Annotated in this window: 14 protein-coding genes; 5 read left to right on the top strand and 9 right to left on the bottom strand. The window is 46.5% G+C overall.

Annotation, left to right across the window (positions count from 1 at the left end; all coding sequences use genetic code 11):
- The first annotated feature begins 205 nt into the window (after nt 1-205).
- Nucleotides 206-1087 carry a phosphoribulokinase gene (locus L1N97_RS12185; RefSeq protein WP_226751080.1) on the top strand — a complete coding sequence of 294 codons (882 nt, stop codon included), beginning with the start codon at nt 206-208 and terminating at the stop codon, nt 1085-1087.
- A gap of 21 nt (nt 1088-1108) precedes the next feature.
- Here L1N97_RS12185 and L1N97_RS12180 read toward each other — a convergent pair whose 3' ends face one another.
- Nucleotides 1109-2053: a LysR family transcriptional regulator gene (locus L1N97_RS12180; protein ID WP_236129982.1), complete on the bottom strand. Its 945-nt coding sequence runs from the start codon at nt 2051-2053 to the stop codon at nt 1109-1111.
- Between the two features lie 431 nt (nt 2054-2484).
- Here L1N97_RS12180 and L1N97_RS12175 point away from each other — a divergent pair, with 431 nt between their 5' ends.
- The 4 genes from L1N97_RS12175 to L1N97_RS12160 all read left to right on the top strand — a co-directional run bounded on the left by L1N97_RS12175 (nt 2485) and on the right by L1N97_RS12160 (nt 7948).
- Entirely contained in the window at nt 2485-5157 is a 2673-nt protein-coding gene (locus tag L1N97_RS12175) for a TonB-dependent receptor plug domain-containing protein (protein ID WP_236129981.1), read from the top strand.
- Between the two features lie 75 nt (nt 5158-5232).
- Nucleotides 5233-6807: a flavin monoamine oxidase family protein gene (locus tag L1N97_RS12170; RefSeq protein ID WP_236129980.1), complete on the top strand. Its 1575-nt coding sequence runs from the start codon at nt 5233-5235 to the stop codon at nt 6805-6807.
- On the top strand, nt 6804-7436 hold the full coding sequence (locus L1N97_RS12165) for a c-type cytochrome (protein WP_229586518.1): 633 nt from the start codon (nt 6804-6806) through the stop codon (nt 7434-7436). Before L1N97_RS12170 ends, L1N97_RS12165 begins: the two co-directional genes overlap by 4 nt.
- A gap of 23 nt (nt 7437-7459) precedes the next feature.
- Entirely contained in the window at nt 7460-7948 is a 489-nt protein-coding gene (locus L1N97_RS12160; RefSeq protein ID WP_236129979.1) for a RidA family protein, read from the top strand.
- A gap of 59 nt (nt 7949-8007) precedes the next feature.
- On the opposite strand, the gene speD is transcribed toward L1N97_RS12160, so the two are convergent.
- The 8 genes from speD to trpS form a co-directional block, all read right to left on the bottom strand.
- Nucleotides 8008-8814: an adenosylmethionine decarboxylase gene (gene speD, locus L1N97_RS12155; protein WP_229586514.1), complete on the bottom strand. Its 807-nt coding sequence runs from the start codon at nt 8812-8814 to the stop codon at nt 8008-8010.
- A 72-nt stretch (nt 8815-8886) separates the two neighbouring features.
- Nucleotides 8887-9297 (bottom strand): OsmC family protein, encoded by a 411-nt coding sequence (locus tag L1N97_RS12150; protein WP_226751078.1) that lies wholly within the window; start codon nt 9295-9297, stop codon nt 8887-8889.
- Nucleotides 9298-9419: 122 nt separating this feature from the next.
- Nucleotides 9420-9770, bottom strand: a complete 351-nt coding sequence (locus L1N97_RS12145; RefSeq protein ID WP_229586512.1) for a DUF3802 family protein — start codon at nt 9768-9770, stop codon at nt 9420-9422.
- Nucleotides 9771-9904: 134 nt separating this feature from the next.
- The gene (gene astD, locus L1N97_RS12140) at nt 9905-11374 is read right to left on the bottom strand and encodes a succinylglutamate-semialdehyde dehydrogenase (protein WP_236129978.1); all 1470 of its coding nucleotides are present in this window, start codon (nt 11372-11374) and stop codon (nt 9905-9907) included.
- Nucleotides 11375-11389: 15 nt separating this feature from the next.
- Nucleotides 11390-12409 (bottom strand): arginine N-succinyltransferase, encoded by a 1020-nt coding sequence (gene astA, locus L1N97_RS12135; RefSeq protein WP_236129977.1) that lies wholly within the window; start codon nt 12407-12409, stop codon nt 11390-11392.
- Between the two features lie 117 nt (nt 12410-12526).
- The gene (locus tag L1N97_RS12130; RefSeq protein WP_229586506.1) at nt 12527-13744 is read right to left on the bottom strand and encodes an aspartate aminotransferase family protein; all 1218 of its coding nucleotides are present in this window, start codon (nt 13742-13744) and stop codon (nt 12527-12529) included.
- 271 nt (nt 13745-14015) lie between these two features.
- Entirely contained in the window at nt 14016-14603 is a 588-nt protein-coding gene (locus L1N97_RS12125; RefSeq protein ID WP_226751073.1) for an anthranilate synthase component II, read from the bottom strand.
- Between the two features lie 28 nt (nt 14604-14631).
- The gene (gene trpS, locus L1N97_RS12120) at nt 14632-15636 is read right to left on the bottom strand and encodes a tryptophan--tRNA ligase (RefSeq protein ID WP_229586502.1); all 1005 of its coding nucleotides are present in this window, start codon (nt 15634-15636) and stop codon (nt 14632-14634) included.
- Nucleotides 15637-15680: the final 44 nt, after the last annotated feature.

The raw sequence follows: 15680 nt of genomic DNA, 5'->3' as shown, positions 1-15680 counted from the left end.
CAGTTAAATCTCGTGCCGTTGCTTATTTGCGGCACTTAGCATAACCCAGTCGCTTGCCCGAGCGATACGCTGCCTTTGCCCAGCTTAACCGCAGCAAAGCCCAAAAGTTTAAACGGTCATGCGACACAAACCTGAATGGATAATAGTTGCGCCGCTAGGGCCAAATCCGATAAGGTGAGGCTAATTTAAGTTACAGGGTGACACTATGTCGCACAAAAATCCTATTATCGCGGTTACCGGTTCATCGGGTGCAGGCACGTCGACTACGACCAATGCCTTTAAACATATTTTCCGGACACTGGGTATCGATGCGGCCTTTGTTGAAGGTGATTGCTTTCATCGTTTTAGCCGACCTGAAATGGATTTAGCGGTACGTAAAGCACGTGAAGAAGGCCGACATATTAGCTATTTTGGCCCTGAAGCTAACGATTTTGCGGCTTTAGAGAGCTTTTTCGCTAGCTATGCTGAAACCGGTACCGGACGAATTCGCCACTATTTACATACCTTCGATGAGGCGGTGCCCTATAACCAACTGCCAGGCACTTTTACGCCGTGGCAAGAGTTACGCGCGAATACCGATCTGTTATTTTACGAAGGGCTGCATGGTGGTGCCGTCACCGAACAACAGAATGTCGCCCAGCATGTCGATTTGCTGATTGGCATGGTACCGATCGTTAATTTAGAGTGGATCCAGAAAATTATTCGCGATACATCCGAACGTGGGCACAGCCGCGAAGCGGTGCAAGCCAGTATCGTGCGGAGTATGGAAGATTATTTTAACCACATTACCCCGCAGTTTTCTCGCACCCATATTAACTTTCAACGCGTGCCTACGGTTGATACGTCTAACCCCTTTAGTGCCAAAGATATCCCATCATTAGATGAAAGCTTCGTGGTCATCCGCTTTCGCGGGATCAAACATGTCGACTTTCCCTATTATTTGAAAATGATTGATGGCTCTTTTATGTCTCGGGTTAACACCTTAGTGGTGCCAGGCGGCAAGATGGGCTTAGCGATGGAGTTAATATTAACGCCGCTGATTGAAGCGTTGATGCAAAAGCGCCGTAATTCACAATTTTTGTACTAAAACTTGCCGCTTAATGCGGCTTTAGCATAGCAAGTTGCCCTGCCAGTGCCCCTTATTGTGTAAATTTTTTACTTCGGTGACGATCAATTGCTGCACTTGCTCCATGATCGGAGTGAAAGGCCGATTTAACGAACTGAGCAGCGCAATGGTTGCGGTCACGTCAGGATCGGCTATGGGCAAGGCATACAGCAGCTGTTTACCCACTAACTGATAGAACGCCGGTGAAGGTAGGATGAACACTTGCCCTTGTTCAATCATCTGTGGCAAGCCGGTAATCAGTTGGCCAACCGAATTTTTATACATAAGTTTAACACCTGTTTCTGCTTCATATCTGTGCAATATCTCCCATAATGCACTACGTTGGTTCGGCACAGAGATTTCAAATTCAGCCAAGCGTTGAAACGGTAGCAGTTTATTGCGGGCTAAAAAACGGTGCTGCGCTTTAACTTGGCCACTGAACACCAAAAAGAACCGCTCTTCAAGCAACGGCACCGTTCGGCAACTTTTGTGATTATCTAAGGCTAGATAACTGATAACTAAATCCACTTCGCCTTGCTCTAACCAGCGTTGTAACGTGCTAGATTGTGCCGTATTAATAATGAGCTCAATATCAGGATTATGCTGCTGCAAAGCCAGCTGTAACGGCGCGGCAAGGATATTACACACCGCCTGAGTCATGCCGATGACAATAGCACCACGTAAATTCTGCTCTAATTCATGAATTTGTAAGCGCACGCTATTAAATTGCTGTAGTACTTCAGTGGCATAGTCATAAAACACCTGACCGCTCGCGGTTAGCGTTACGCCGCGATAGTTGCGCATCAATAAAGTGGATTTTAACTCATGCTCTAAATTAGCTAATTGTTGGCTGACAGCGGGCTGCGCTACATCAAGCGCGCGAGCGGCACTGGCAATGCTGCCGTAATCGGCAGTGACGATAAAATAGCGAAGTTGCTTCAGGTTCACTGCTTTTCTCTCTTTCGCAAGTTCACTGCATGTGTGCAAATAAGGCTGGTTTTGCCATACACTTTTCCGCTCATCATGCGTTGTACCCTAAATATGCAAATTTCAGGCCCAGCTAATTAAGCGCTATCTTGGTGCAATCGCCTTCAGCAGGTTATTAACAATTCGTTACCTAAAAAATACAGTTAAACCATAATGTTACCCAGCATGAGCTATAAGAAAATGCTATACCCCCTCCATATTTTAAATGTTTCCGCAGCGAAAATTCATTCGTTAGGATGAAATGAGTTAGCACAGTTCGTTCCGATAAAAAACACAAAAACGAACACAATAAAAACAATAGATGCTGACACTTTTTTAGACATTCCAGACAGATAAGGCTGCCCTGCAGCACCGCTTTACTTACGCCATAACATGATATCTGGGGTGCTACCATGACAATGTTTAATAAAATAACCCGTGCCATTCGAATTGCCTTGCCCGTTACGGCCAGCGCAACTTTCTTGTCCATCAGTTTTAATCATGCCGCTTATGCCGACGAAAGTGTGGTGGCGGCTGCGATGCAAAGTGCACCGATTGAAAAACTGATTGTGACCGGCGTTCGGGGTGCACCAAGGACGGTAGCCGATTCACCTGTACCTATTGACGTGTTTTCAGAAGAGGATCTGAGCGGCGTTGCCTTTACCGATACCAACGATGTGTTAAAAACACTGGTACCGTCTTATTCTTTGTCACGTCAGCCGATCTCTGATGGTGGCACCTTTGTTAGACCCGCATCACTGCGCGGTTTGCCCACAGATAAAACGCTGGTGTTAGTGAACAGCAAAAGACGACATCGCTCTGCCGTAGTATCAACCGGTGGCTCAGGCACACAAGGCCCTGATATCGCAACGATCCCCGTTTCTGCGTTAAAAGGTGTTGAAGTACTGCGCGATGGCGCAGCGGCACAATACGGTTCAGATGCGATTGCGGGTGTGATCAACTTTCGTTTAAAAGACAATAGCGAAGGTGGCAGTCTGTCGGTTGACTATGGCCAATACTTTGAGGGCGATGGTGAAAGTATCACGGTTGCCGGCAACATCGGTTTTTCTTTAGGCGATAAAGGCTTTTTTAGCTTATCAGCAGAGCTGGCTAATGCCGACGCCACCAGTCGTTCAGAGCAATACTGTGAAAGTTATTTTTGTTTAGATACCGACAACCCCGTTTTTAACCCTAACGCCAGTTATGCACAGTATTTAAACGACCCCGCTTTTTTAGCTGGCGTTGCCGCGGCAAATGAAGCAGGTTTAGGTGTGGTTCAACCTTGGGGCCAACCTGAATCAGAAGCCACCCGCATCTTTTTTAACTCTGGCTATGATATCAATGATGACACCAAGATTTATGCCTTTGGTAACTACTCAAAAAGTGAAGCCACAGGGGTATTTTTCTATCGCTACCCAGGCAACGGTACTATTGAAAACCTCAGGGAAGAAGATGGCACAATTTACTCACCTTTAGAAAAGTTCCCCGGCGGATTTACCCCACGTTTTACCGGTGAAGTTTACGACTACTCGTTCACCACCGGCCTAGAAGGCATGTTGGCAAATGACATTTCTTACGATGTTACGGCACGTATGGGCCATAGTGAAATTCAGTACAGCCTGAATAACACCATTAACCCGTCATTGGGTTCAGCCTCGCCTACCTCATTCAAACCGGGTGACTTAATTAACGAAGAATTTCAACTGCAAGCCGACTTTGTTAAAGATTTCACCATCAGCGGTTTAGACAGCCCATTAGTGCTCGCCTTTGGTGCCAGTTATCTGGATGAAAGCTACGAAATCGTAGCGGCTGCCGATGAAAGTTCATATTCACAAGGCCCTTATGCGCTGCCCGATCCGTGGGGATTCTGTGGTATCGGAAGCTGGACCGGTACAGCGGCTTCTGCAGTTAACCTCGCTAATGCCATCGCCAACGGCTTAGATTGTAATAACTCAGCCGATCCGGTTTATCGCACTGTGGGTGTGGGATCTAACGGCTTTCCGGGTTACGCGCCAGCGAACTCATCTAAATATACCCGTGATTCTTACGGCGTTTATGTTGATGTGAGCTCACACGTTACCGAAGCGCTATTTTTACAAGGTGCTTTACGTTTCGAAGACTATTCAGATTTTGGTTCTGAATTAGTTTGGAAAGGCGCATTTAAATATGACTTAACCGACACTTACGCCGTACGGGGCTCTATTGGCACCGGTTTCCGGGCACCCACCCCAGGACAGCAAGGCACGACTAACGTTTCAACACGCTTACCAAACGGCTTTCCGGTCGCTACGGGCTTATTCCCAGCCTCTAGCGCTATTGCACAGGCGCTCGGAGCAGAAGAGCTGAAACCAGAGTTATCGACGAACTACACCCTTGGGGTTACCGCAAATTACGGCAGCTTTACCTTAACTACCGATTTTTACCGTATCGAGTTACAAGATCTGTTCTACAGCATCTCTACCATGAATGTGTCTTCCGTTGCAGGGGCGTCAGGTTATGACAATTACCTCAAATTATTGGGCGCGGGCTTACCAGAAGCGGATGCCCGAAATATCGGTGGCGTTTACTACTTCCAAAACGCTTTTGACTCGATCACAACCGGTGTGGACATTGTTGGTAACTACAGCTTGCCATGGGATGGGGGCTTAACGACGCTTACCGGCTCGTTTAACTACAACAAAACTGAATTTGATTCAGATCCCAGCCAATACCTGACCAGTGCAGAAGATCGATATGACTACGAGCGAGGAACCCCGCGGGTGCGAGGCGTGTTTTCCGCTAAACACACGGTAGCCGACCTCACTATCTTAGCGCGTGCTAATTACTATGGCTCTTATTACAACTCGGATGCCAGTGGTGGTGTCATTTACGCGGTTCAAAAATTCGACCCAGAATGGTTTTTCGATTTAGAGCTGTCTTATCCCATCACCGATATCGTGACGATGGCCGTTGGCGCACGCAATATCTTTGATAACTACCCACAAAAGAGTGAATACGATGCCTGTTGTGGCCGTGTTTACTCCTCGGCGACCGTCGTCGACTGGCAAGGTGGTTACTACTATATGCGTTTCTCCGCCACGTTTTAAGGCAATGCAGCCTGCGCCTGAGCGCGCAGGCTGCTCTTTTGAGTCTGTAAAAAATAGTACTGGAGTTAACACCGAATGCCAAAGATACCGTTACCATCACTTAACCGTCGCCAATTTTTACAACTTGCTGGCAAAGCGGGCGGCTTGACCGCAGTGATGCATGCCGCTGGCTTGCTGGGATTAAGTACGGCACATGTACAAGCAGAAACATTAAAACTTAAACCCACCGCAAAAACCGGAAAAACAGTCCTGATCTTAGGAGCCGGTATCGCCGGTTTAACCGCCGCCTATGAGTTACGTAAAGCCGGTTACCATGTCAAAATCTTAGAAGCCTCGCACCGAGCGGGAGGGCGTAATATTACTATTCGTCATGGTGATTTTATTGATGAATTAGGCAATCCGCATTACTGTAAATTTGATAACGAACCGCATTTATATTTCAATGCTGGCCCAGCTCGACTGCCAGCAGAACACACGAGTATTATGCATTATTGCCAAGAGCTGGGTGTTGAGCTAGAGCAGTTTTGTAATTACAACCGTAATTGCTATACCCATGATGCTAATGCTTTTGCCGGTAAACCGGTGCGGATCAAAGAGTTTGAAACCGACTTACACGGCTTTATTCAAGAAATCTTCGCCAAAAGCGTATTATCCCAGCCTGAGATTGCTGCGCCATTATCACAAGAGCAATTATTACAGCTGATTAAAGGATTGGGTGATTTAGATGATAATTATCAATACCAAGGCTCTGATCGCGCGGGCTATTTAAGTGGTGGTTTTTTAACGCATGGTGAACTGAAAAAACCACGCGATTTGACCGAACTGATCAAAAGCCGTTACTGGCGCCAAGCTATGCATTTTCAATATAGCGTTGACCAAGCCCCTGCCATGTTTACCCCAGTAGGCGGCATGGACAAAATTGTCAGTGGCTTTATGCGGCATTTAGAAGATGCTGTGCTGTTAAATGCTCAGGTCACCAAGATCCAGCAAGAACCCTCCAAGGTAACGGTAACTTACTTACACCAAGGTCAGCAACAAACCGCTACCGCAGATTATTGCTTAAACTGTATCCCCGCTCAGCTGATGCCGGGCATCGAAAATAATTTTCCGGAGGCATATAAAAATGTCCTGACTAAATTTCGACGTGGCTATTTATCGAAAATTGGCCTGCAGGCGAAAACGCGCTTTTGGGAAAAAGAAAATATTTATGCCGGTATCAGTTGGACCACACAGCTGATTACCCAGATCTGGTATCCCGGTCATGGCGTGTTCAAAGCAAAAGGTGTGTTACTCAGTGCCTACACCTACTCTAGAGAGCAAGGTGAAACCTTATCGGCATTAAATAACGAGCAGCGTGTCGCGCTCGCTATTGAACAGGGTAAAGCCATTCACCCCAATTATCCTGAGCAAATTGAAAACGGTGTCGGAGTCTGCTGGCACCGCATGAACCATATGCTTGGCTGTAGCGCCGGCTTACCTGAAGAAGATCGCGATGCCAACTTTAAATTAATCCAAGCACCCGCAGGGCGTCACTACATGATAGGCGATCAGATCAGTTATCACTCAGGTTGGCAAGAAGGCGCCGTGCAATCAGCATGGTTTGCTTTAAATGATATTCAACGTCGTGAAACGGAGGCTAAAAACGCATGAAACACTTACTTAAAACGTTAGGATTGATTGTTTTAGGCTTACAGAGCGCCGTCAGCATTGCGGCCTCAACCAGCAATAATCAACCTGATGGCCGTTATTGCTTGGTCTGCCACGGTGGTCATGCCCAAGGCAGTGAGGTGATTGGCGGCCCGAACTTATCAGTACTACCCGATTGGTATTTACGGGCTCAGTTGCAGGGCTTTCAACATGGCTGGCGCGGTAAACACCCCCAAGATAGTTACAGCTCAGAAATGCAGATGATTGCCAATAGTATGAATGAGCAAGATATCGAAATGGCCATTCGCTTTATTAAAAACTTACCGCCAAAACAAGCCCAGCCAAGGCTGGCCGGCAACAAAGAGCATGGCAAGCAGTTATATCAAGCCTGTGCCGCCTGTCATGGCCAACAAGCTGAAGGTAACGCCAGTTTAAAAGCACCGCCACTGCTTGGTCAGAATGATTGGTATCTGCATAAACAGTTAATCAGCTTTAAACAAGGCCAACGCGGCGCGGCTAAAGACGATAGTTCAGGCCAGTTGATGCGTCAAAGCGTGGCCTTGCTGACCACAGAACAAGATATGTTAGATGTCATTAGTTACATAAATAGTTTGAATACCGTTAACCTTTAATCATGCTTCATAAGGAATACACCATGAAAAAGACTTTGTTAATTTCCTCACTTTTACTCGGTTTAAGTAATACTGCGTTAGCCGCAGACATCACACGTTATGGCGGCGGTAGCTTTCCGATTGCAGCGGCAGTAGAAGTAGATGGTATTGTCTATGAAAGCGGCAAGGTGCCTGAGCCAAAAGATGTGAATGCTGAAAAATTTAGCGCCGCGTACTGGGGTGATACCGAAGCACAAACCATCAGCGTGATGGAGCGCATTAAAGACTCTCTAGAATCTAAAGGTATGGGTATTACTGATATCGTGAAAATGACCGCATTTTTAGTCGGTGATCCAGCGTTAGAAGGCAAAATGGATTTCGAAGGTTTTATGCGCGGTTATACCCGCTATTTTGGTGAAGCCGCGAAACAACCTAATTTACCTGCGCGCTCAACGGTACAAATTGCCGGCTTAGTGCGACCAGGTATGTTAGTGGAAATTGAAGTGATTGCGGTAAGACCGAAAGCCAAGTAACACAGCGGTACGGGTAACAGCGCCCCCTCTGCTGTTGCCCGTACTGTCTGACATTGCCGTTATTTTACTTCTGGCAAATTGCGACCGTAGAAAATTTCACGGATTTCGCGAAACACCTTACTACTGATGTCTTTTTGTTCATCGGCGGTCATCGAATCCGTGCCCATACCAAATAAGTAATTGTTTAAATCACCTTCTTTTAGCATCATCTTGGTGTGGAATAGATTTTCCTGATAAACGTTGACGTCAATCATTTGGAAGGCTTTCTTGGTATCGTGATCCATAAAGTTTTGGATCGACGTGATCGGATGGTCGATGTAATGTTTAGTACCACTAATATCACGCGTAAAACCCCGTACGCGATAATCGATGGTCACCACATCCGATTCAAAACTGTGGATCAAATAATTCAGCGCTTTTAACGGTGAAATAATGCCACAGGTTGATACTTCAATATCAGCTCGAAACGTACAAATACCGGCATGCGGGTGTACTTCAGGATAAGTATGCACACAAATATGGCTCTTATCCAAATGCGCAACCACCGCTTCAGGTAATGGCCCAGGGTTTTCAGTATTGTCCGGATCAACCAGTACCGGCTCTTCACTGACCAAAATGGTCACGCTGGCACCTTGAGGATCATAATCTTGCCGGGCAATATTCAAAACATTGGCGCCAATAATATCCACCACCTCGGTCAAAATATCGGTTAAACGATCAGCGTTGTATTGCTCATCGATATACTCAATATATTCTTGACGATGCTGTTCTGTTTTTGCATAACAAATATCATAAATGCTAAAACTTAAGCTTTTAGTCAGGTTATTAAATCCGTGCAGTTTCAGTTTTTCAAAAGGCTTAACCAATTCTTTGCTCTCCGCTAACGACGCCCAAATACGCCGTAGTTAACTTTCAGCCCGACCGTGCAGACAATTGATTCACTCAGCGTCTTCAACACTAAATGAGTGAGTTACTTTTACGCTTTGCGATAACATAATAGACACTGAGCAATACTTCTCAGCAGACAAGCTCACGGCTCGCTCTACGTGCTTTTCGCTTAAGGCTTTACCGCTAACAACAAAATGTAAATGCAGCTCAGTAAAGACTTTAGGCACGGTCTCAGCGCGCACACCGGATAATTCAACCCGGCAAGCAGACACTTGCTGACGTGCTTTTTCTAAAATACTGACCACATCAACCGAAGAACATGCGCCGGCTGACATCAATAGCATTTCCATGGGTGTCGGTGCAGTATTACTGTCCCGATCGGCATCGAATACTACGGCATGACCACTCTCAGATTGACCTAAAAAGGTTAACCCGTTGACCCAACTGACCTTGGCTTTCATCATCGTATCTCAGCTTGAAAATAAGGGTGGGTATTCTACGTAAAAGCCCCGTGTGCCGCCAGTAAAATCGCACATTGGCTGCCAAGCAGCCATAACCTGTGCGCGGGCAACATCAGCAATTGTTAATCAAATAATGCGGCAATGGCGTTATCAAATAAATTTTTAATTAACAGCGCGATCTCGTTAATTAATTCGACTTGTTGTGGCGTGGCGGGATTGTCTAATACCGAGGCAAGAATTTCTTGGAAATCATACATGATACCGTCAACCTCACGGATAATCAGTGCGCGATGATTCATTTCGAGTTCTTGATGTTGCGTGCATAAGGTAATAATTTGCTCTGCAATATGCTCTTCTAATAAAGCGCCTATCGATTTACCCGATGCATCTGCGGGGCCTTGAGTTGTAAATAAATCTAAATGTTCAGTTAAAAACTGAATAAGATGCTCATAACCGACTTTATCAATAACCATACTGTACCTATATCGTCATAGTGCGGCGAGTTTTGCTGATAAACAGCAAAATGTTGTGTTATCAGCTCTCTTTATTTAAGCAAACAATGTCATGAAAAACAAATCGGCGCCGAAGCGCCGATTAACTGACTCACTTAAAACTGTAAGCCGGGTGACAATTGTTCGGGTAACACGACTTGCTCTAACTCCACCGACGCCACGGGATAAGCGCAATAATCGGCAGCATAGTAAGCGCTAGCACGATGATTACCACTTTTACCTATACCACCAAAAGGCGCCGCTGAGCTGGCACCTGTGATAGGCCGGTTCCAGTTTACAATACCCGCACGAATATGCTTGTAGAAGTGTTGATACAGCTCATGACTGTCGCTTAACAAACCCGCTGACAAACCAAAGCTAGTGTTATTCGCAGCAGCAATGGCGGCATCAAAATCGCTAAAGCGGAACACTTTTAACAAAGGACCAAAGTGCTCTTCATCTGGAAAATCACTAATGTTCGTACACTCAATAATACCTGGCGTGACCAAGGCTTTATCGGCATAAGGTTGGCTTAACGGTAGTAAGATCTCACCGCCTAACGCCACCAGCTGCTGCTGCGCGGCTAACATCCCTTTCGCCGCTTGGACGGAGATCATCGCCCCCATAAATGGCTGCGGCTGGGCATCGTATTCACCCACTTGAATGTTGCGGCTAACCTCTAACAAGCGCTGTAAAATCGCATCACCTTTAGCGCCTACAGGTAAAAATAACTTACGAGCACAAGTACAGCGCTGCCCTGAGGTAATAAAGGCCGATTGCACAATATCGTGCACCGCAGCATCAATATTTGCCACATCTTGCACGATTAAGGGGTTATTTCCGCCCATTTCCAGTGCCAGAATTTTTTCTGGTCGGCCGGCAAACTGTTGATGTAAATAATGGCCGGTGCGAGAACTCCCGGTAAAGAACAAGCCATCAATGCCATCATCACTGGCCAAGGCTTTACCTGTATCAACTTCACCTTGCACTAGGTTTAACACACCGGCGGGAAGTTCGGCTTGTTGCCATAATTTAACGGTTAATTCTGCTACTTTTGGCGTTAATTCCGACGGTTTAAACACCACGGTATTACCTGCGAGAAGTGCAGGTACAATGTGGCCATTAGGCAAGTGGCCAGGAAAGTTATACGGGCCAAATACCGCCACAACACCATGTGGTTTATGACGTAAAAACGCTCGTCCTTGTGGCATCGGGTTTTCTTTGGTGCCGGTGCGTTCTTCATAGGCGCGCACTGAAATGTCTATTTTACCGATCATGGCGCCCACTTCGGTTAGGCTTTCCCATAACGCTTTACCGGTATCTTCAGCAATACAGGCCGCCAGTTGTTCTTTATGGCTGCTTAGTTGGGCGGCGAACTGTTTAACAAACACCACACGCTCTGCAAAACCCAAGTCTCCCCAAGCAATTTGTGCTTGACGCGCAGCGTGGATCGCTTGCTTAACTTGCGTGGCACTGGCCGCTTGGCCTTGCCAAATAACCTTATTTTTTGCGGGATCGATAGAGTGAAAAGCTTGACCTTCACCTGCCTGCCATTGACCGTTAATAAACTGCACTGCTTGGCTCATCTGTCTCTCCTATTATTATAGTTTGCTGATCCGTACCCACTCACCAGCATTGACCTGCAAGGCCGTAGCGAGTTCGGCGGGAATGCTAATTTCTGTACTATTGGCCTGCGGTTGCAACTCTGCCCAACAAGCTCGAAACTCGCTTAGCGTTGTATTGCAAATCATATAGGCCTCACCACTCGCCGTTACCTCAGCAATGCGCACTTGTAAACGCTGGCTGTCGCGGATGGCTCGGATCTGTGAAATGCGCGCTTCTACCGTTGGGCCTGCATCAAAAATATCGACGTAACCACGACAAGAAAAACCTTCAGACTCTAACAAAGCTAGCGCCGGGCGGGTTTTTTCGTGCACCTGACCAATCACTTGCTGTGCGGCTTTGCTCAGCAAACTGACATAAATTGGGTATTTTGGCATCAGTTCGGCAATAAACTCTTTTTGACCAATGCCGGTTAGGTAATCTGCCGTTGGAAAATCAACTGAAAAGAAGTGAGCTTGTAACCATTGCCAAAATGGTGAGTTACCCTGGGCATCAGATACGCCACGTAACTCGGCAATGATTTTATCTGAGAAGCGTTCAGCAAACTCAGCTAAAAACAAAAAGCGCATTTTAGACAACAAGCGGCCATTAAACTTCTGGCGAAACGGCGGTCGCAAAAACAAAGTACATAATTCGCTCACGCCCGTGTAGTCATTACATAACGTCAAGATATCGACCGTTTTGTACACACCTAAGGTTTTCGAGCTATGCACGACCTTACCAAGATGATAATGATAGAACGCATCTTCAAGCCCTACGGCGGCCTCTAACGCGCTGGTACCACACACTTGGCCACTCGACGTATCCTCCAGCACAAACAAATAACCTTCGTCTCCGGGCGAACTGACGGTCTTATTAAAAGACGCCATCGAACGGCTGATTTTACGCATCAGCAGCTCTTCATTGACCGGCAACGAGGTAAAGCCATGTCCTGACTCTACCGCCATTTGATACAGTGCGGGGTAATCATTCGCTCGGATCGGGCGAATCACCATCATGCTAGCTTACTCCATTCTGATACAGGCCGCGGTCGCAACTCAGGGCTAAAAGCCCCGAGTTTAACTGAGCATGCAGTTGAATTAACGCTTATCGACAAGCAAAAACGCGTAAACCGCTTAGCCTTTGACAACTTGAGCCACGGCAGCCGCAAAACGCTTCATACCTTCACGAATTTCAGCTTCGGTAATGACCAGAGAGGGTGCAAAGCGCACAACATCGGTGCCTGCAACTAAAGCAAATAAACCATGCTCAGCTGCCGCTAAGAAAAACTCACGTGAACGGCCTTTGTATTGCTCGTTTAAGACCGCACCTAACAACATACCTTTACCACGCACTTCGGCAAACACCTTGTGCTCGGCATTGATCGTGGCTAAACACTCGCGGAAAATGGCTTCGTTTTTCAATACCCCTTCTAATACTTCAGGGGTATTGATGGTGTCGATTGCGGCTTCAGCAACGGCGCAAGCTAAGGGGTTACCGCCATAAGTACTACCATGGGTACCCACTTTTAAGTGTTGTGCAATCGCCGTGGTGGTTAACATAGCGCCCACTGGGAAACCGCCACCAAGCGATTTTGCCGTGGTTAATATATCGGGCGTGACACCGTAGTTCATGTAAGCATATAACTGGCCTGTACGACCAACGCCTGTTTGTACTTCATCAAAAACTAATAAGGCATTGTGCTGATCACACAGCTCACGTAACCCTTTTAAAAACGCTGCATCGCCCGGAATAATGCCGCCTTCACCTTGAATGGGCTCAACAACGATGGCGCAGGTTTTATCCGAGATCAGCGCTTTCACGCTGTCTAAGTTATTAAATTCAGCATGCACAATGGCACCCGGTTTTGGACCAAAACCGTCAGAGTAAGACGCCTGTCCACCGACCGTGACGGTGAAGAATGTCCGGCCATGGAAACTCTTACCAAACGAGATAATTTCTTGCTTGCTCTCGTCAAAATTGTCTAAAGCCCAACGACGCACTAATTTAAAGGCCGCTTCGTTAGCTTCAGCACCCGAGTTACAAAAATACACTTTTTCGGCGAAGGTCGCGTCGACTAACTTTTTCGCTAAACGCAGCGCGGGCTCGTTAGTGAGTACATTACTTAAATGCCACAGTTTTTCAGCCTGCGTTTTTAACGCATTGACTAACGCCGGATGACAATGACCTAAGCTACTGACCGCAATACCACCTGCAAAGTCGATATATTCCCGACCTTCTTGATCCCAAACGCGAGCGCCTTGCCCTTTTACCGGTATCAATTTTGCCGGAGCATAATTGGGTACCATTACGTCATCGAACAAAGCTCGGGTTACTTGGATCTCTGCGGTCATATTCGTGTTCCTCTTTTGCTTATTTGTAGGGAATAGCTTGCACGTATGGGTGTCAGTATTGACATCGTGATAGCGCCATTATTACAGATTAAACTGACGTTGTCTTGCATCTACATCTGTAGCAACACCTGAAAAAACAAGGGATACAGATAGATTTGCAGTGGAAATGAATATTCAAGCGCTTCTTAAGAATATTCAATGAAAGCGAAATGCTCGGCGAGATGCAGCAGCCTATGCCTTAGCGGTAAACCGCGCTATTTTTATGAAAAGCTTAAATAGTCACTGCTAAAAAATTTGCAAGCATACGTTGTCCCTGCTCACTGAGAATCGCTTCCGGATGAAATTGCACACTATGAAGTGCTAAAGCCGGGTCGTACAGGCCCATAATTTCAGGCGGCTCGTTTTCATTAAGCGGAATAGTTGTGGCACTGACTTGCAGATTTGCCGGTAAACTTGCGGCCTCTACCAACAACGAATGATAACGCGTCACACTCAGTGGTGAGGGTAACTGCTGAAACACCGACTGGTGCTGATGTTGAATAATCGAGTTTTTACCGTGCATCACGCGGGGCGCCCGCACCACTTTAGCCCCAAATACTTGTGCTATCGCCTGATGTCCTAAGCAAACCCCCAAAATGGGGATCTGACCGGCAAAAGCCTCAATAGCGGCTAAACTGATGCCCGCCTGACTAGGATTACCCGGCCCCGGTGAAATCACCAGATAACGCGGAGCCATGCTGCGGATCTGTTCGACATTGATGTCATCATTGCGGCGCACCACAACTTGCTGCCCTAAGGCAGCAAAATATTGCACCAGATTCCAAGTAAAAGAATCATAGTTGTCGATCATCAGCAGCATAGGGTATTAACTCCAGACCCAAACCAACTTAAGGCGTGACAAAACCAACAGCGGCATTCACCTGCTCTAACGTTTTGCAAGCATGCTCACGAGCACTGGCAGCACCAGCTCGCATGACTTGCTGCATATAGGTTTGATCCGCTCTGATTTCTTTAAAGCGCTGCTGTACCGGTTCTAATAAACCAATCACGGCATCGGCCACATCTGTTTTTAAATGGCCGTACATCTTACCTTCGTATTCATTGGTTAAGGTTGTTACCGTTTTACCAGTTACACCACTGAGAATATTTAATAAGTTTGCTACACCAGGTTTATTCTCTTGATCAAAGTAAACGCGTGGTGGATCTTCAGAGTCCGTCATCGCTTTTTTAAACTTTTTACTGATCACTTTGGGATCTTCTAATAGGCCAACGAAATTCCAAGGGTTTTCATCTGACTTTGACATCTTCTTTTGCGGCTCTTGTAGGCTCATAACCCGCGCGGCTACCGCTGGGATAAAGGGCTCAGGCACCGTAAAAATATCTCCATGCAACGCATTAAAGCGGCTGGCAACATCACGAGCTAATTCTAAATGTTGCTTTTGATCTTGACCTACAGGTACTTGATTCGCTTGATACAGCAGAATATCGGCCGCCATTAACACCGGGTAAGTAAACAAACCGGCATTAACGTTATTGTTATGCCGCTCTGATTTATCTTTAAACTGTGTCATACGGCTTAATTCACCAAACTGGGTATAACAATTTAATACCCAGGCTAATTGGCTATGTTCAGGCACATGTGACTGCATAAAGACCGCTGAACGAGCCGGATCGATCCCACAGGCTAAGTACAGTGCCAAACTATCCAAGGAAGCACTACGCAGCGCCGTAGGATCTTGACGCACCGTAATGGCATGCAAATCGACAATACAATACAAGCAATTGTAATCATTCTGCATTTCATCCCATTGACGCAATGCCCCAAGGTAATTACCAATCGTCAATTGTCCTGAAGGTTGTGCGCCACTTAGCACTATCGGTTTACGACTCATTCTTTGCAGTATCCTGTTTTAAAACCATGTAAGCGCGTCATTAT

The organism is Rheinheimera sp. UJ63 (genome assembly GCF_021568285.1).
Lineage (GTDB): Bacteria > Pseudomonadota > Gammaproteobacteria > Enterobacterales > Alteromonadaceae > Alishewanella > Alishewanella maricola.
Note: the sequence above shows the minus strand (reverse complement) of the source record. Positions and strands in the feature narration are given on the sequence as shown.